Here is a 15,365-nt window from a genome sequence, read left to right as displayed (position 1 = left end):
TCGATTCCTGACGATCGTCAGCCGGGGCGCTCGGCCATGACGACCAGACCGGGCCCGCCGTATTCCTCCGGATGAACCCGGCACGCGTTCTCGATCACGGCCTCGGGGAACATCGGTACAACGGTTATCGGGGAGAACGACCGCCGTCCGGGCCGTGCGAGTGTGGCCGCCCCTGCTTCAGGATGGACTTCCTGCTCCGGCCTGATTCCGCGCCTCGGTGATGCAGTCGTGCAGCCGGTTGCGCACCTCTCGCAGGTCCGTCATCTGCCGGTCGAGGCGGTCGCGTTCGGCCGCGAGCAGCTCCAGCAGTTCCGGTGACATCTCACCGGAGTCGGCGAACGGCAGCACCTCGCGGATGGTTCTGCTGGGCAAGCCCACGGAATAGAGCTGTTGGATAAGCCTGACCCGTTCGACGGCACCGGCGGGATACTGGCGCTGGCCTCCCGGATTCCGGGTGGAGTGCAGCAAGTCCTGCTGCTCGTAGTAGCGCAGCGCCCGGACGCTGACGCCCGCCTTCGCGGCGACCTCTCCGATCCGCATCCCGGCCTCCTGACTCGACTCCACGTCTGGCTTGCACCTGACGTCGGCGTCAGGTTTTAGCGTAGCGGACACGGCGCGAACCACCCCTTGGAAACTCTGGAGCACACCTGTGACCAGCACATCTCCGACTCACCCCGCAGAATCCCGGGAAGAGTCAGCAATGTTTATCAGGAACACGTCCGTGATCGCCGAAAGCGCAGCGTGGTCGGCATGACCAACATCGACAAAACCGTCGTCGTCCTGGGCGCCACGGGGCAGCAGGGCGGATCGGTCGCCGCTGCGCTGCGGGCCGACGGCTGGGCGGTGCGCGCGGTCGTGCGCGATCCGTCCGGCTCCCGGGCCCGGTCCCTCACCGCCTCCGGCGTCGAAACCGTCCGCGGCGACCTTGGGGATCCGGAGTCGCTTCGCGCGGCCTTCGCCGACGCCCACGGTGTCTTCAGTGTCCAGCCGAACTCCGGCCAGGCCGGCGCCGGTGTGACCAACGAGGACGAGGTCCGCTTCGGCACGGCGGTGGCCGACATCGCCGAGCGCTGCGGCGTCGCCCACCTTGTCTACAGCTCGGCGGTCACCGCGGGCTCGACAACGGGCGTCGACCATCTCGACACCAAGAGCCGTATCGAGGCCCATGTCCGGAATCTGGGCATCGCCAGCACCATCATTCGGCCAGCCACGTTCATGGACCTCCTGGTGACCCCCGAAATCGGCCTCGACCGGGGGTGCCTGTCCTTCCTGATGCGCCCCGACCAGGCCATGCAGTTCATCGCGGTACGCGACATCGGCCGCATCGTCGCCGCGGTCTTCGGCTCACCCGAAAGCTACGCCGGCCGCACCATGGAGATCGCCGGTGACGCTCTCACCGGCAACGCCCTGGCCGGGCAGCTGACCCGGGCCGCCGGTCGACCGATCGGCTACAGCCGCCTGCCGACGATCCCGCAGGCACAGGACGAGGTCCTCGGCAAGTTGGAAGCACTCGTAGACGACGGCAGGCTGGTGGGAAACGCGAACCTAGACGCCCTGCGCAAGGAATTCCCGTTCCTGCTGCGCTTCGACCGCTGGCTGGCGGGCCCTGGTGCGGGCCTCCTCGATGCGGCGCTCCGTTCCACGGACACGGGAATCGCTCGGCGCTGAACGAGGCCTTCCAGGCATCGGGGAACATCAGCACAGCGGTTGGCGCCGAGAACAGTCATCGTCCGATCGGCGCGAGCGTGCGGAGGCCGGGACCATCGTGGAGTCCTCGATCAGGAAGATCCCGAAGATCCGCACCGTGCCCCACTGCACGGCCCACCCCAGTCTTGTCGCCGGACGGAGCTTCGCTCGCGCCAGACCCAGCGCCTTCTTGTCCAGACGGAAGAACTGCTCCGGCTCGCCGGGGGTCTGAACCCGTTCTCGAAATACCGCTCCGCTCAGGCGTGTGCGTGGCCGTGATGGTGCGCGTGTGCCACGGCATGTCCCTTGCCCCGGCTGATCATCCAGCGGTTGACCGGGGTCGTGACGAGGAAGGCGAGCACGAGGGAACCGGCCAGGGACGACCAGAACAGCGCGGTGAGCAGGCCCGCGTTCATCGCCCCGGGAACGACCACCATGAACAGATTGTCGATCAGCTCCATCACCAGGATCGACACCGTGTCGGCGGCGAGCGCGATGCGCAGCGCCTGGCGCAGGCTCAGGCCGCTGCGCCGCACCCCGCGCATGGTCAGGGCGTAACCGAACACGAAGGCGAGGGCGACCGAGAGCACGATCGTCGTACCGTTGCTCAACCCGGCCGCGGTACCGATCACCATGCCCACGATCTCACCGATGGCGCAGCCGGTGAGGCAGTGCAGGGTGGCCTGTGCGGCGCTCTTCCAGGATGTGTTCCGCCAAGTGGCGGATGCCTCGGACATGGCGACCTCCTTCGATCTCGGTTCATTATACCCCTAGGGGGTATAGGTATGAAACCTTCGTGATCGAGGTCTCCGGGGGATTGTCGAGCTCGCTCCCGTTCAGGGCCTTGTGATGACGACCTTGCCCGAAGCCTGGCCGTTCTCGACGGTCGCGGGGCGGCCGGAGCGGCGGAGCGTGGGTGTACCGCCGTGATCCTCGGCGCTGGGGTCTCGGGCAGATGCGCGTTCTCGGCGGCGATCCGCTCACGCTGGCGCGTCATCGTCTCGAACGCGAGGTCGGCTACGCCCGCATCGCCGGGGCCTGCACGCACGGCAGCACGGTCGCGATCACTCGGCTGGACAGGCCCGCGCCGAACAGCTGCTGCGGCCACCGCGCCACGGTCGCGGCTCTGCCCGGGCGCGAGCTGGTCAGCAGACCCTGCGCTTCCTGGTGCCGCGGGGAACGCGGACTCGCCCCGGTGTGCTTGGACAACTCGCCGGTCCGCATGATCGAGAGCTTGCGCTCGCCCTACCGCTCGGTCGGTCCGGTGAACGTCGCGGAGGCGACCAGATGGGCCGGATCGGCGGCCAGGGATTCGCCCGCGTGATCGTAGAGCTGGGTCGTCTCCGGTGAGGCGTGACCGAGCGCGTGCTGGCGCCCTTCCAGGGAGGCCCCACGCAGCCGGGCGATCGTGTTGAACGCGTGCCGCGCCGAGTGCGGACTGATCTCGTGCGGCTGCGGCACATTCGCGGCCGCGGCAAGGGTCTTCACCAGGGTGTCCACTCGGGCGCGGGTGACGCGGTCACCGTCCCGGTCGACGAGCAGTGCCTGCTGGTCCGGCGCGGCGATCCGTGCGGCGAGCCAGGCATCGAGCAGGGGAGTGAGCTGCAGCGGGACGGGCCGGTAACGGAGTTTGCCGCCCTTCATGCGCAGTTCGATCACCCGCCATTCGGTGCCGGTCCCGTCCACCCGGTAGCCGAGGTGCCCGAGGTCGGCGTTGCACAGCTCCGAAACTCGCGCGCCGAGGTCCACCAGCAGGTGCATGGTCAGCTGGGCGCACAGCGGCGGCCAGGTACGCGGAGCCTCGTCCGGGGCGAGCCGGCACAGGGACGCGGCCTGCTGCTCGGTGAGCGGACGGGTCCTGGACTGCTTGCGCTCCACCTTGGGGCGACCGGCCCCAGCGGCAGGCTGATAGTGCATCGCTCCAGCGCGGTTCAGGTAGGTGTAAAAACTCGAGATCGCGTTCACCGCGCGGGCGATCGTGCGATCGGAGCGAACCCTGCCGGTGCGTTCGCTCGGGGTCTGCTTCAGCCAGGTGCTGAACACGTTGATCTCGGGTAGCCCCAGGGTCAGTGGGTCGAGTTCGTTCCGGTCGCACCACTGCAGGAAAGTCCGCAGGTCGCGACGATAGGCCTCGGCCGTGTTCGCCCCGAATCGCGGATCCGCCAGGAAGGACGCCACGAGCTGATCGAGGCGGTATCCGGTGGGCGGCAGGTAGATCTCCACCGGCCGCGGGGGTTCCGTCGCCGGTCCGGGCAGGAACGGCAGATCGGTCATCGGTATGGCCTCCCCGTTTTGAACAAACGTACCGGATGTCGCTACTCCGGATCGTATCGTAACCGACTATCATCGCAAGTAGTCCGACCATAGGCCCTTAAAGAACGAGACGTCTGTCTGGTCTGCTCAATAAGTATCCTAACCGATCGATAGTGAACGTTCGACGATTCGACTCCTGCGAGCCGTACATTCTTTCATGATTGACACGCCGTAATGAGAGTGAGGGGAGGGTTTGGATTCGAACAACGGTCTGTCAATACCTTGCATGTCAGCTTTTCAATTTTGGTGTACCAGATATTTGAATCGGCTGTCCTTGGTGTCAACGATGAACCAAAGGAGCGGTATGACTCCTTGAATCAAACTTGAGGAATACTCTTATACGATCAGTATACGATTTTATCGATGCCCAGAGACACATGTCTCACAAGTACTTGTCGAACCAACTGTCCTTGAGGTTCGCCCTCAGGTCTCTTGGTCTGAACTCGACATAACCGGGATTATGTGTGGGACAGACCGTATGACCGACTCACATGTCGAAAGGTCTGATACGGACTTCTCGGCCGTCGAGTAGTACGATCCGGTCATGCCTACCGGAGCCGCGCGCCAGAAGATCGCCCCTCGGGAACTGACTTCCACGGAGCTGAAGAGCCAGCAGATGGATGTGTGGGACGACGCCCGGGCCGGGCATGTCACGTTCATCGTCCGCGGGGCGAACCGGCGCCCGGTCGCCGCGATCGTGCCCGTCGAAGTGGGCTACGCCTGCGAGCAGCAGGAGGAGCTTTCCGGACACGAGCGGGCCCGGATCGCGGCCGCCGTCGAGCAGGCTCAGTCGGAGATCAGCGGAACCCTGGAACGGCTTGCCGCCGAGGTCGCGGACACCTCGGACACCACAGAGACCGCGGGCGTCGAGGTGAGCCAGCTCTCCCCGCCCGCTCATTGACCTCCACCGCACTTGAGGAACCAGGCTTGCGGGTATGGATGCCGTGTGGTTGCGGGAGTTCGGGCCCGCCGAGATGCTCCGGATCGGCACCGCCCCGGATCCGGTCCCGGAGGCCGGACAGGTCGTGGTGCGGGTGTCGTTCGCGAACATCACCTTCGTGGAGACCGTCACCAGGGCGGGGCAGGCGATCGGTCCGTTCGCACGACTGCGGCCGCCCTTCGTACCGGGTAACGGGGTCGGCGGGATCGTCACGCGGCTCGGGCCGGGAGCCGATCCCGATTGGCTCGGCTCCCGTGTGGTCACCGCGACCGGGGGAACCGGTGGGTACGCCGAGGAGGTCGCGGTGCCCGCCGCGGGGCTGATCCCGGTGCCGGACGGGCTCGGGCTCGACGAGGCGACCGCACTGCTCGCCGACGGGCGCACCGCCAACCATGTGGCGCGCGAGGCGGGCATTAGGAAAGGGGAGCGGGTGCTCGTGCTCGCCGCGGCGGGCGGGGTTGGGCACCTGCTGGTCCAGCTGGCCGCGGAGGAGGGCGCCCAGGTGATCGCCGCCGCGGGCGGCCCGGAGAAGCTCGCCATGGCACGGGAACTTGGCGCCGCGCAGGGCGTCGACTACCGCGAGCCCGGCTGGGCCAGGGGGATCGGGCCGGTCGATGTGGTGTTCGACGGCGTCGGCGGGGAACTCGGCGAGGCCGCCTTCACCGCGCTCGGTGAAGGCGGCCGGTTCGTGCCGTACGGCGGATCCAGCGGCCGCCCCGCACAGGTGCCCGAGGACGCGGGGCCGACCGTGGTGCCCTGGAAGGTGCCCGATCCGGACGACATGCGCGCCCTCAGCAGGGCGGCGCTGCGGCAGGCGGCCGCCGGGATACTGCATCCGGTGATCGGACAGCGGTTCACCCTCGCCGAAGCCGCCAAGGCGCACACGGCGATCGAATCCCGTGCCACGACCGGGAAGACGCTGCTCGTGGTCGGCTGACCGCCGCGGACGTATTCAGCCGACCGTCACTCCGCCTTCGGTGGAGTCGGTGGAGCGGCTGAGTTCCTCCCAGGCGTCGATGTCGTCCTGGACGCGCCTGCGCCCGGCGCTGACCAAGCGCAGCGCGTCCGAACCGAGCAGCAGATGCACGGGTGGCTTTGGCACGTCCAGCAGCGTGAGGATGGCATCGCCCGCACGGTCGGGGTCGCCGATGCCCTGACCCGCGAGGGCCTGGCGGCGGGTGCGGATCGGGTCGAACAGTTCGTCGTAGTCGGCGATGCTGCGTGGCGCGCGGACCAGCGATCGGCCCGCCCAGTCGGTCTTGAACGCTCCGGGTGCCACGGCGGTGACCCGGATGCCGAACTGGGCGACCTCCTGGGCGAGGGTGTCGGTGATCCCTTCCATGGCGTGTTTGCTGCCCTCGTAGAAGGCGAGCCCGGGGAAGGTGGTGTGTCCGCCCATGGAGGTGATGACGAAGATCTGGCCGTCCCGCCGTTCTCGCATGCCGGGCAGAACCGCTTGGAGGGTCGCGACCGTGCCGAACACGTTGATCTCGAACTGGTGGCGCAGCTCGGCGATCGAGGACTCCTCGAAGGTGCCTTCGAGCCCGTACCCCGCGTTGGCCACGAACACGTCAATCCGCCCCAGCTCCGCTTCGGCGGCCCGCACCGTGGTCTCGATCCGGTCCGTATCGGACAGGTCGAGGATGAAGGCCTTGGCGCGGTCGGGGTCCAGCGCCCGGAACTCGGCCGCGTGCTGCTCGGTGCGCACGGTGCCGGCGACCCGGTGTCCGGCCGCAAGGGCGCGCCGGGCGATCGCCAGTCCGAGACCGGTACTGACGCCGGTGATCAGGAATGTCTTGCTCACTACGGGTTTCCTTTCGTGGATGGGTGTTCGGCCGCAGGGCGTGCGTGGGCACGGCGGCATCGGCCCCGCGGATACGGCGGGGCCGGGTCTGGGTGGTGTCGGTGCCTCCGGCGAGCGTCAGGACTCGGCGGCGGTGTCCCTCGCGGCGGCGGGTTCGCTGCCCCAGCTGGCCAGCAGCCGCAGGCGTTCCTGAGAGGGCGATCCGGCCGGTGCGCTGTAGACGACCAGCGACTGGCCCGGGTCGGCGACCGCGGTGAAGATCTCGTACTGCAGCTCCAGGTCACCGGCGACGGGGTGGCGGAGGCGTTTGAGCCCGGTGCTGCGTTCCTGGACGCGGTGTTCCGACCACCAGGCCGGGAATTCGGGGGAGCGCATCATCAGCTCACCGATCAGGTTGGCGATGTGCTGGTTGCGCGGCTGTGCGGCGGCAGCCAGCCGCAAGCCGTGCACGTAGTCGCGGGCGACCCGTTCCCAGTCACGCCACACCTGGCGAGCTCCCGGATCCAGCAGTGTCCAGCGCGCCATGCTGCGTTCCCGGCGCGGCATGGCGGCCACATCGGGAAACAGCAAGGCCCACAAGGTGTTCCCGCCGAGGACGGTGAGGTTCCGGTCGTTGACGAAGGCGGGAGCCAGATCCATCGAGTCCAGCACCTGGCGCAGGGCCGGTCGCAGTCGTGCCGTCGGCTCGGGCCGGTCCCGGTGCCCGGTGGTGCTGACCGCGAGGGCGAACAGGTGCCGCCGCTCGATGTCGTCGAACCGCAGCGCCTCGCCGAGGGCGTACAGCACCTGCTCGGAGGGCTGCCGGGCACGGCCCTGTTCCAGGCGGGTGTAGTACTCGGTACTCACCCCGGCCAGCTGCGCCACCTCACTGCGCCGCAGACCGGTGACCCGGCGGCCGGTGCCGAACTCGACCGGCAGCCCGGCCGCCTCCGGGGTGAGTCCGGCACGGCGAGCCCGCAGGAACTCGCCCAAGTCGTTGTTGCCCATGACTGAAGTCTGCTCTCCGCCGAGCCGCGCACCAAGGGCCTGGCTGGTCCTGCCAGTACTACACAGCGGACCGTGCCGGACTACTCGTCAGCTGACTTCACCCGTCACCGTGACGGGCACGTTCCGCGAGCGGCCGGTGATCGCGGTCCTTGGCGGATCGTGCGCTGAGCCCGCGTTGGTCACGGTGGGCGGCTGACGCGGGTTCCGGCGGCCGCTGCCGACGGTGACCGACGGTCGAGGTCAGCGAGGCCCTGGACACGCTGCGGGCCAGGCGGCGGTGGGTTCGTGGTTGTCCAGAAGCCGGGAGCTGCACGAGGCGCCGACCGTGCGTATCGGGGGACAAAATGGGCCACCTTCGCCGCGCGTGCCCAGGACGCGGACGGGCAGACTGGGTTGGTATGAACGCTATGGACAGCTCGGAGCTCGCGGAGTTCTTGAGCACCTGCCGCGCGCGGGTGAGCCCGGACCAGGTCGGTCTGGAGCCGGAATCCACACGCCGCCGTGTGCCGGGTCTGCGGCGGGAGGAGCTGGCGCGGCTGGCAGGGGTCAGCGTGGACTACTACACGCGGCTGGAGCAGGGCCGCAGCCGCAGTGCCTCAGTCGACGTGTTGGACGCGCTCGCGGTGGCGCTGCGTCTGGACGAGGCCGAGCGTCAGCACCTGTTCAACCTCGCCCGTCCTGAACCCGCCAAGCGCAAACGCCGCGCCCGCCCGCAGCGGGTGGACCCCGCGACCCTGCGGCTGATCGAGACACTGGATGAGGTGTACTGCCCGGCTTTCGTCCTGGGCCGGCGGCTGGACGTGCTGGCGCACAATCGGCTGGCCGGCGCGCTGATCACCGAGTTCCGCACGCTGCCCGCACCACGCCGCAACCAGGCCCGGTTTGTGTTCTTCGACCCGCATGCCCGCGAGCTCTACGGCGATTGGGCGACCGTCGCAGCGGACACGGTGGCGATGCTACGGCTGGACGCCGGACGTTACCCGGACGACCCGCAACTGTCCGCCCTGATCGGAGAGCTGTCGATCCACTCCGAGGAGTTCCGCAGGTGGTGGTCGGACCACAAGGTGCACCAACGCACAACCGGAGCGAAGGCCTACCGCCACCCGCTGGTCGGTGAGCTCACCGTCGAATACCAGGCCCTGCATCCCGCCGGCGACGCGGATCAAACCCTGTTCGTCTACACCACGCAACCGGGCTCGGACTCGGAAACCTCGTTGCGGCTGCTGGCCCACTGGCACGACCAAAAACGGCCTGACATCCCGCTCGAAACCCAGTGACACCCCACCAGGGCCCGCTCCCAGACGGAGCGGGCCCTTTGCTGTGTGAGCACCGAGGGTGGCCCTGTCTGTCCCTCGATAACCAAGGCCCTCTTCGGCCCCCATTTCCTGGCCATCGGTTGGTTGAGTGACAGAGGTGAGCGGCGAAGACAGCTCACCCGGAAATCCAGAAAGGACTGTCATGTCGACTTGGTTCATCACCGGCGCCGCCCGCGGTTTCGGCGCGGAAATCGCTCGCACGGCGCTGGCCGGCGGCGACAACGTCGCGGTCGCGGTACGCAATCCGGACCGCATCCCGGACGATCTTCGGAATTCCGAGCGCGTGTTCGCCGTAGCGCTGGACGTGACCCGCACCGAGCACATCCCGGCGGCGGTACAGTCCGTGGTCGACCGTTTCGGTGGCATCGACGTGCTGGTGAACAACGCAGGCCGAGGCCTGCTCGGTGCGCTGGAGGAGATCACCGACGCGGAGACCCGGTCGCTATTCGACCTCAACGTCTTCGGTCTGCTCAACGTCACTCGCGCCGTGCTGCCGGTGATGCGGGCCCAGGGCAGCGGCAAATTGGTGCACATCGGTTCCCGCTCCGGCTACGAGGGCGAGCCCGGCGTGAGCATGTACAGCGCGTCGAAGTTCGCCGTCGCGGGTATCAGCGAGGCCCTGTCGGTGGAGATGGCCCCGTTCGGAGTGCAGAGCATGGTGGTCGAGCCCGGCGTGTTCCGCACCGACTTCCTCGACCAGACCTCGCTGTCCGTGCCGGCGAATCGCATCGCCGCCTACGACGGCACCCCCGCGCACACCACCCTGGACTGGGTCGGCGAGGCCAACCACACCCAGCTCGGCGACCCGATCAAGGGCGCGGCCCTGATCTACGAGGTCACCAGCCAGGACAAGCTGCCCACCCATCTGCCGCTGGGACAGGACGCCATCGAACGGCTGCACGTCAAGATCGACCAGCTGCACGACGACCTGGCACCCTGGCGGGAGAAGTCCGCTGCCACCGCTCACACCGCGTGAACGCACGAGGAGTCCATCCCCAGTGAAACGATCCGGCTAGCCGAAGCTCTTCCGTGGGACTGATTGCCGAACAGATCCACGAGATCGCCTGATTTCCGTTCGGGGGTGTTCGCGCCCTCTGGCACGGGCACCCCCCGAACCGGCATCTGATCGTTCTCGACCTCGTGGGGCCCCGACGGGTCGCGCAGTGATCCAGGAAGAAGTGCCGCTCCAGTTCCTCAGGCCCCGAACCCGCCGAGATCCGCGCCGTGGATCGAGAACGCATCGAGAGCCCCTCCGCCGTGACGGGGCCAGCCGAAGGGGTCACCAGCCGATCGCCCGGCTATGCCTGCAGGGCCGGTTCGATCGTGAGCGTCCCCGCGCGGGGATCGAGGACCGCGGGCGCGCCGAGCGGAACGGTGTGCTGCCCCGGTGCGTGCCCGAATTCGAGGCCCCACAGCATCGGCAGGTCCAGCGGTTCGAGCACCGAGCACACCGCGGCCCGCACGGCAGCCGGTGCACCACAGTCGTGCAGGCTGCCGATCCCGATCCCGGCCACCGAGTCGAACCAGCCGGACTGCACGAGCTGGGTGAGGATGCGGTCGAGCCGGTAGGGGGATTCGGTCACGTCCTCCAGCAGAGCGATCGAACCGGGTTGCGGCCGCACCTGCAGCGGGGTGCCCACGGTGGACACGAGCAGGCTCGCGGTGCCGCCGACCGTGTGCCCGCGCACCTGGTGAGCGGGACCGAGCGGTTCGCCGTGCAGCACGACCGGGGCCGGTTCGAACAGCGCGCGGCGCAGGTGTTCGCGCACCTCGGGTTCGGTGCGGAACGCGTCGGTGACCGGCATCGGCGCGAACAGGCTGGCGAGTCCGAACCGGGCGGCGAGATGTTCGTGCAGCAGGGTGGCGTCGCTGGACCCGATCAGCAGCCGGTTGCCCGCCGCCCGCAGCGTGGTCAGGTCGAGCGCGGTCGCCATCCGCTGACTGCCGTAGCCGCCCCGCGCACAGCACACGGCGCGGATGTCCGGCCGGGTCCACAGCTCGTGCAGGTCCCGCGCCCGTTCGACGTCGGTGCCCGCCAGATAACCGAGCTCGGCGTGCCGCGTGTTCAGGTGCGTGCCGAGCACCACCTCCAGGCCCCAGGAACGCAGGTGTGCCACGCCTTCCTCGAGCTGTCCCGGCGGCAGCGGTCCGGACGGGGCAACGAGCCCGATCTGGTCACCGGGATGCAACCGCGGCAGGCGCGCGGTCACTTCCGCAGCTCGATCGGTTCCACGGCGGGCGGGACGAACCCGAACACCTGGCCGTAGAAGGACAATTCGGCACACATCGAGGTGATGATGTTGGCGGCCTTGCGGAATCCGTGCTGTTCCCCGGCGAACTCCAGATAGGCGTGCGGGATCCCGGTACCGTCGAGCGCCGAGCTGAACGCCCGGGCCTGTTCCGGCGGGCAGATCGCGTCCTCGTCGCCCTGCAGCACCAGTACCGGATCGCGGACCTCTCCGACGTGGGTGATCGGGGACCGGTCCCGGTAGCGCTGCTCGTGCCCGGGAAGCGCGCCGACGAGCGAGTGCAGGTACTGCGACTCGAAGTCGTGGGTGTCTCCCTCGGCGAAGCGCAGCATGTCGATCACGGGGAAGCGCACGGTCGCCGCGTGGTAGATGTCGGTGGTCGCGATCGCGTGTGCCGCGCTGTATCCGCCGGCCGAACCGCCGCGGATCGCCATCCGGCCCGGATCGGCGGCGCCCTCCCTGCCGAGTGCCGCGACGACGGTGGCGCAGTCGGCGAGGTCGACGACACCCCACTGTCCCTCCAGCCGCTCCCGGAAGGCCCGGCCGTGGCCGGTGGAGCCGCCGTGGTTGACCGCGACCACACCGATTCCCCTGCTGGTGAGATAGGCGAACTCCAGGGAGAGCACCGGGGCCACCGCACCGGTCGGCCCGCCGTGCACGTGCACCACGAAGGGCGGAAGTTCCCCTTCGGGGGCGGTGAACCCGGGATTGGCCGGTGGGAAGACGATCGCCGGGATGTCGTTGCCCGCCTCGTCGGTGAACATCCGGGACTCGGGTGTCGGCAGATAGGCCGGATCGGGGAGATCGGCCGGTTGCCCGGTGAGCTCGGTGTAGCCGCCGCGTTCGAGATCCACCGCAACGAGCGCGGACTTGCGCGCGGGACCCGCCGCGGTCGCGTAGAGGGTTCCGTTGCGCACCGCGAGCATCGGGGAGAACACCGGAATGTCCGCGAGGCCGCCGAGCTCGGTGATCCCGTTCTCCCCGACGAGCACCGGGGCGCCACCGCGCAGCAGCACGAACCGGCCGTCGCCGAGCTGGGCGAACCACTGGCTGCCCGCCACCCAGAGCGCGCCACCGCATTCGGCGTCGAGCGGGGTGAGGTTGCGCGGCTGCCCGGTCAGCGGCACCCGGCACAGGTTCCACCAGCCGGTCGGATCGGTGAGCGCGACCAGATTGTCCGAGTCCTCCCACTCGAACTGGCACACCGCCTCCTGCGGACCACCGGCGAGCACCCGGTGTTCGCCCGCCGTCCCGTCCGCCCGCAGCTCGGCCACGCACAGCTCGGTGCCGTTCCACGGCATGGCAGGGTGATTCCAGCCGAGCCAGGCGAGATGGCGGCCGTCCGGGGAGACCTTGGCGACCGTGAGGAAATGGTGGCTGGCCAGCACCGTGCGCGGTTCGCCGCCGTCCAGCGGTACCGCCACCACATCGCGGGTGACGTCGGTCGGCCGGTCGCCCGTCACGGTCTCGCGGACACACCACACCGAACCGTCCGGGCCGGGATGCAGATCGGTGTACCGCGCCCCGTGCGGGCGCTGCGGCTCCGCGGTGATCGGGCGCGGCTGCCCGGCCCCGTCCTCGAGTGCGTACAACCGCTGGTCGTCCCAGTTGGTGAACACGATCGCCCCGGGAACGCTCACCCACGGGCGGCCGCCGTACTCGTGCACCCGGTTGCGCACGTTCCACGGGGCGGCCAGCAGCTCGACCGGTCCGTCCGCGCCGTGGGCGAACAACCCCACCCGGCCGCCTTCCCCGGGTAACGCCTGCGCGTAGACCAGCCGGTCACCGTGCCAGGCGGGCCAGGACGGCCGGTTGTCCGCCTCGGCGACGAGTTCGGCGGTGATCGGGGAGGTCCATGCGCCGTACGGGCGTTCGGTTCGGGTCATGTCCGCGCACATTAGTAGAGGCTCCCGAGCCCGCCCGGATGCTGCGCCGAGTTCGCTGTACGCGAACACACCCCGGTGGGCCCAGGGCCGAGGCGGGTGGCCGATGCCGCACAGCGCGCGCATGACCTAGGGTCGATGGTGTCATGTCTCGAGTCATTCACGTATTCCGCGAACCCGACCGGTTCGTGGCGGGCACGGTGGGCCAGCCAGGAGAGCGGTCGTTTTACCTGCAGGCGAGCGAGCAGGCGCGCACGGTGAGCGTGTCCCTGGAGAAACAGCAGGTGTCGGTGCTCGCCGAACGCCTGGGCTCACTGCTCGAGGAGATCCAGCGGCAGTTCGGGGCCGAAGTACCCGATTCGGCCGCGGAACTGCTCGACTCCGATCCGCTCGAGGTCCCGATCGACGAGGAGTTCCGCGTCGGGACCATGGGACTCGGCTGGGATGCCGAGGCCAGCGCGGTGGTGATCGAGCTGCTGGCGGTCACCGAGGAAGAGGTCGACGAGTCCGTCGTGCTCGATGACGCCGAGGAGGGCCCGGACGCGCTGCGCGTGTTCCTGACCCCGACCGCGGCACGAGCCTTCGCCGAGCGCGCCGACCGGGTGGTCAACGCGGGGCGCAAACCCTGTCCGTTGTGTTCGGAGCCGCTGGACCCGGCCGGGCACATCTGCCCGCGGCAGAACGGGTACCGGCGCGACCTCGCCGAGTCCGAGGAGTGAGGTGAGCACGGAGCTCACCCCGGCCGACCCGTGCGCGACCGAGTTCCTCGACCGTGCCGAGATCGAGGTCGAGGGACGGCTCGTGGACGCGTCCAACGCCACGCTGTACTGCGGGCTCAGCGCGGACGGTGTGCAGGCGCACTGCGTCTACAAGCCGATCAGCGGGGAACGGCCGCTGTGGGACTTCCCGGACGGCCACCTCGCCTGGCGCGAGCTCGCCACCTACCTGGTGTCCGAGGCGGCCGGGTTCCACGTCGTGCCGCCGACCGTGCTGCGCGAGGGCCCGTTCGGTCCCGGCATGGTGCAGCTGTGGGTGGACACCGATGAGGAATCCGAGCTGGTGGACATCACCGCCCCGGACGAGGTTCCGGAGGGCTGGCGGCCGATCCTGCGCGCCGAGGACGGGGCGGGCAACCCCGCGGTGCTCGCGCACGCCGATGTCCCGGAGCTGCGCGCGATGGCGGCCCTGGATGTGGTCGTGAACAACACCGACCGCAAGGGCGGGCACGTGCTCAACACCGCGGCCGGGGTGTTCGGCGTGGATCACGGCATCTGCCTGCACCAGGAGGACAAGCTGCGCACGATCCTGTGGGGGTTCATGGACGAACCGCTCGGGGACCGGGTGCGCGCCGGCCTCGAACGGTTGAGCCGGGAACTCGACGGTGAGCTCGGCAGCACGCTCGCCGGGTACCTCACCGCCGAGGAACTGCACGCGCTGCGCACCCGCACCCGGCTGTTGCGCGCCGCCGACACCTATCCCGAACCGGGCAATCAGTGGCGCGCGATCCCGTGGCCGGTTTTCTAGGCGCTGCCGGTTTGCTCAGCGTCGCCGGTGAGCACGAACCTGCTGTTGGCCCGTAGCCGCTCGACGATCTCCGCGGGTGCCGTGTGCGGCGAACCGGCGTCGAACGGTGGTTGCGGGTCGTATTCGATGCCGAGCTGAACGGTGCGGGCCGCGTCCTCCCCGGCGATCCGCGCGGCGAGGGCCAGGCCCATGTCGATCCCGGCGGAGACCCCGGCCGCGGTGACGTACTTGCCGTCCACGACCACCCGCTCGTCCGTGGGCGTCACCCCGTAGCGGGGGAGCTGGTCGGTGGCCAGCCAGTGCGAGGTGGCCCGCCTGCCGCGCAGCAGCCCCGCGGCGGCGAGCACCAGTGAGCCCGTGCACACCGCGGTGGTCCAGGTGCTGCCCGCGTCCACCGCGCGCAGCCATTCGTGCACCGGGCCGTCGGTCATCTGCTCGGTCTGGCCCGGCCCGCCGGGGACCACGACCACATCCGGCGCGCCGACCTCGGCGAGCGTGGCGTCCGCGGACAGGGCGAGCATGCCGTTGTCGGTGCGCACCGGGCCGGTTTCGGTGCCGACGAAGCGCACCGAACCGATCCGGCTGAGCACTTCGTAAGGACCGACCGCGTCCAGCGCGGTGAACCGGTCGAACAGCAGGATGGCGATCTCCATGGGGTTACCT

General features: G+C 69.3%; 17 protein-coding genes. 7 read left to right on the top strand and 10 right to left on the bottom strand.

Annotation, left to right across the window (positions count from 1 at the left end):
* Positions 1-177 precede the first annotated feature (177 nt).
* Positions 178-564 (bottom strand): MerR family transcriptional regulator, encoded by a 387-nt coding sequence (locus tag AD72_RS08325; protein ID WP_231644758.1) that lies wholly within the window; start codon positions 562-564, stop codon positions 178-180.
* A gap of 186 nt (positions 565-750) precedes the next feature.
* Here AD72_RS08325 and AD72_RS08320 point away from each other — a divergent pair, with 186 nt between their 5' ends.
* Positions 751-1,668 carry an NmrA/HSCARG family protein gene (locus tag AD72_RS08320; RefSeq protein ID WP_031465838.1) on the top strand — a complete coding sequence of 306 codons (918 nt, stop codon included), beginning with the start codon at positions 751-753 and terminating at the stop codon, positions 1,666-1,668.
* 27 nt (positions 1,669-1,695) lie between these two features.
* Here the strand turns inward: AD72_RS08320 and AD72_RS38165 are convergent, their stop codons facing one another.
* From AD72_RS38165 to AD72_RS08305, 4 genes are all read right to left on the bottom strand, one after another.
* Positions 1,696-1,947, bottom strand: a complete 252-nt coding sequence (locus tag AD72_RS38165) for a DUF4158 domain-containing protein (RefSeq protein ID WP_425480757.1) — start codon at positions 1,945-1,947, stop codon at positions 1,696-1,698.
* A complete protein-coding gene (locus AD72_RS08315; RefSeq protein WP_031465837.1) occupies positions 1,944-2,423 on the bottom strand; it encodes a DUF4396 domain-containing protein in 480 nt (159 codons plus the stop codon). Before AD72_RS08315 ends, AD72_RS38165 begins: the two co-directional genes overlap by 4 nt.
* 280 nt (positions 2,424-2,703) lie before the next feature.
* Positions 2,704-2,910: a MerR family transcriptional regulator gene (locus tag AD72_RS36410; RefSeq protein WP_051898220.1), complete on the bottom strand. Its 207-nt coding sequence runs from the start codon at positions 2,908-2,910 to the stop codon at positions 2,704-2,706.
* Positions 2,911-2,931: 21 nt separating this feature from the next.
* A complete protein-coding gene (locus tag AD72_RS08305; RefSeq protein ID WP_051898216.1) occupies positions 2,932-3,960 on the bottom strand; it encodes a tyrosine-type recombinase/integrase in 1,029 nt (342 codons plus the stop codon).
* Between the two features lie 583 nt (positions 3,961-4,543).
* On the opposite strand from AD72_RS08305, the gene AD72_RS08300 reads away from it, so the two are divergent.
* A complete protein-coding gene (locus tag AD72_RS08300) occupies positions 4,544-4,900 on the top strand; it encodes a hypothetical protein (protein ID WP_031465835.1) in 357 nt (118 codons plus the stop codon).
* A 34-nt stretch (positions 4,901-4,934) separates the two neighbouring features.
* Positions 4,935-5,876, top strand: coding sequence for a zinc-binding dehydrogenase (locus tag AD72_RS08295; protein ID WP_031465834.1), 942 nt, complete (start codon positions 4,935-4,937; stop codon positions 5,874-5,876).
* 15 nt (positions 5,877-5,891) lie between these two features.
* On the opposite strand, the gene AD72_RS08290 is transcribed toward AD72_RS08295, so the two are convergent.
* Positions 5,892-6,743: an oxidoreductase gene (locus AD72_RS08290; RefSeq protein WP_031465833.1), complete on the bottom strand. Its 852-nt coding sequence runs from the start codon at positions 6,741-6,743 to the stop codon at positions 5,892-5,894.
* 117 nt (positions 6,744-6,860) lie between these two features.
* Positions 6,861-7,730 (bottom strand): helix-turn-helix transcriptional regulator, encoded by an 870-nt coding sequence (locus AD72_RS08285; protein WP_031465832.1) that lies wholly within the window; start codon positions 7,728-7,730, stop codon positions 6,861-6,863.
* Between the two features lie 407 nt (positions 7,731-8,137).
* Between AD72_RS08285 and AD72_RS08280 the strand changes: the two genes are divergently transcribed.
* The gene (locus AD72_RS08280) at positions 8,138-9,007 is read left to right on the top strand and encodes a helix-turn-helix transcriptional regulator (RefSeq protein ID WP_031465831.1); all 870 of its coding nucleotides are present in this window, start codon (positions 8,138-8,140) and stop codon (positions 9,005-9,007) included.
* Positions 9,008-9,143: 136 nt separating this feature from the next.
* Entirely contained in the window at positions 9,144-10,022 is an 879-nt protein-coding gene (locus tag AD72_RS08275; RefSeq protein WP_231644757.1) for an SDR family NAD(P)-dependent oxidoreductase, read from the top strand.
* Positions 10,023-10,344: 322 nt separating this feature from the next.
* Here the strand turns inward: AD72_RS08275 and AD72_RS08270 are convergent, their stop codons facing one another.
* Both AD72_RS08270 and AD72_RS08265 read right to left on the bottom strand, forming a co-directional pair.
* A complete protein-coding gene (locus AD72_RS08270; RefSeq protein ID WP_031465829.1) occupies positions 10,345-11,256 on the bottom strand; it encodes a S66 peptidase family protein in 912 nt (303 codons plus the stop codon).
* The gene (locus AD72_RS08265) at positions 11,253-13,181 is read right to left on the bottom strand and encodes a S9 family peptidase (RefSeq protein ID WP_031465828.1); all 1,929 of its coding nucleotides are present in this window, start codon (positions 13,179-13,181) and stop codon (positions 11,253-11,255) included. Before AD72_RS08265 ends, AD72_RS08270 begins: the two co-directional genes overlap by 4 nt.
* A gap of 143 nt (positions 13,182-13,324) precedes the next feature.
* Here AD72_RS08265 and AD72_RS08260 point away from each other — a divergent pair, with 143 nt between their 5' ends.
* Both AD72_RS08260 and AD72_RS08255 read left to right on the top strand, forming a co-directional pair.
* Positions 13,325-13,897 (top strand): DUF3090 domain-containing protein, encoded by a 573-nt coding sequence (locus AD72_RS08260; RefSeq protein ID WP_031465827.1) that lies wholly within the window; start codon positions 13,325-13,327, stop codon positions 13,895-13,897.
* Between the two features lies 1 nt (position 13,898).
* Complete coding sequence (locus AD72_RS08255; protein ID WP_031465826.1) at positions 13,899-14,702, top strand: SCO1664 family protein; 804 nt, start codon at positions 13,899-13,901, stop codon at positions 14,700-14,702.
* Here AD72_RS08255 and AD72_RS08250 read toward each other — a convergent pair.
* Positions 14,699-15,355: a DJ-1/PfpI family protein gene (locus tag AD72_RS08250; protein WP_031465825.1), complete on the bottom strand. Its 657-nt coding sequence runs from the start codon at positions 15,353-15,355 to the stop codon at positions 14,699-14,701. The genes AD72_RS08255 and AD72_RS08250 overlap by 4 nt on opposite strands.
* Between the last annotated feature and the right edge of the window lie 10 nt (positions 15,356-15,365).

Origin of the sequence: Sciscionella sediminilitoris (assembly GCF_000737195.2) — a bacterium.
Lineage (GTDB): Bacteria > Actinomycetota > Actinomycetes > Mycobacteriales > Pseudonocardiaceae > Sciscionella > Sciscionella sediminilitoris.
Note: the sequence above shows the minus strand (reverse complement) of the source record. Positions and strands in the feature narration are given on the sequence as shown.

What these genes read in the sequence shown, in the direction of transcription:
- AD72_RS08320 (WP_031465838.1), top strand. Translation starts at nt 751, where the DNA reads ATGACCAACATCGACAAAACCGTCGTCGTCCTGGGCGCCACGGGGCAG.
- AD72_RS08315 (WP_031465837.1), bottom strand. Translation starts at nt 2,423, where the DNA reads ATGTCCGAGGCATCCGCCACTTGGCGGAACACATCCTGGAAGAGCGCC.
- AD72_RS36410 (WP_051898220.1), bottom strand. Translation starts at nt 2,910, where the DNA reads ATGCGGACCGGCGAGTTGTCCAAGCACACCGGGGCGAGTCCGCGTTCC.
- AD72_RS08305 (WP_051898216.1), bottom strand. Translation starts at nt 3,960, where the DNA reads ATGACCGATCTGCCGTTCCTGCCCGGACCGGCGACGGAACCCCCGCGG.
- AD72_RS08300 (WP_031465835.1), top strand. Translation starts at nt 4,544, where the DNA reads ATGCCTACCGGAGCCGCGCGCCAGAAGATCGCCCCTCGGGAACTGACT.
- AD72_RS08295 (WP_031465834.1), top strand. Translation starts at nt 4,935, where the DNA reads ATGGATGCCGTGTGGTTGCGGGAGTTCGGGCCCGCCGAGATGCTCCGG.
- AD72_RS08285 (WP_031465832.1), bottom strand. Translation starts at nt 7,730, where the DNA reads ATGGGCAACAACGACTTGGGCGAGTTCCTGCGGGCTCGCCGTGCCGGA.
- AD72_RS08280 (WP_031465831.1), top strand. Translation starts at nt 8,138, where the DNA reads ATGGACAGCTCGGAGCTCGCGGAGTTCTTGAGCACCTGCCGCGCGCGG.
- AD72_RS08265 (WP_031465828.1), bottom strand. Translation starts at nt 13,181, where the DNA reads ATGACCCGAACCGAACGCCCGTACGGCGCATGGACCTCCCCGATCACC.
- AD72_RS08260 (WP_031465827.1), top strand. Translation starts at nt 13,325, where the DNA reads ATGTCTCGAGTCATTCACGTATTCCGCGAACCCGACCGGTTCGTGGCG.
- AD72_RS08250 (WP_031465825.1), bottom strand. Translation starts at nt 15,355, where the DNA reads ATGGAGATCGCCATCCTGCTGTTCGACCGGTTCACCGCGCTGGACGCG.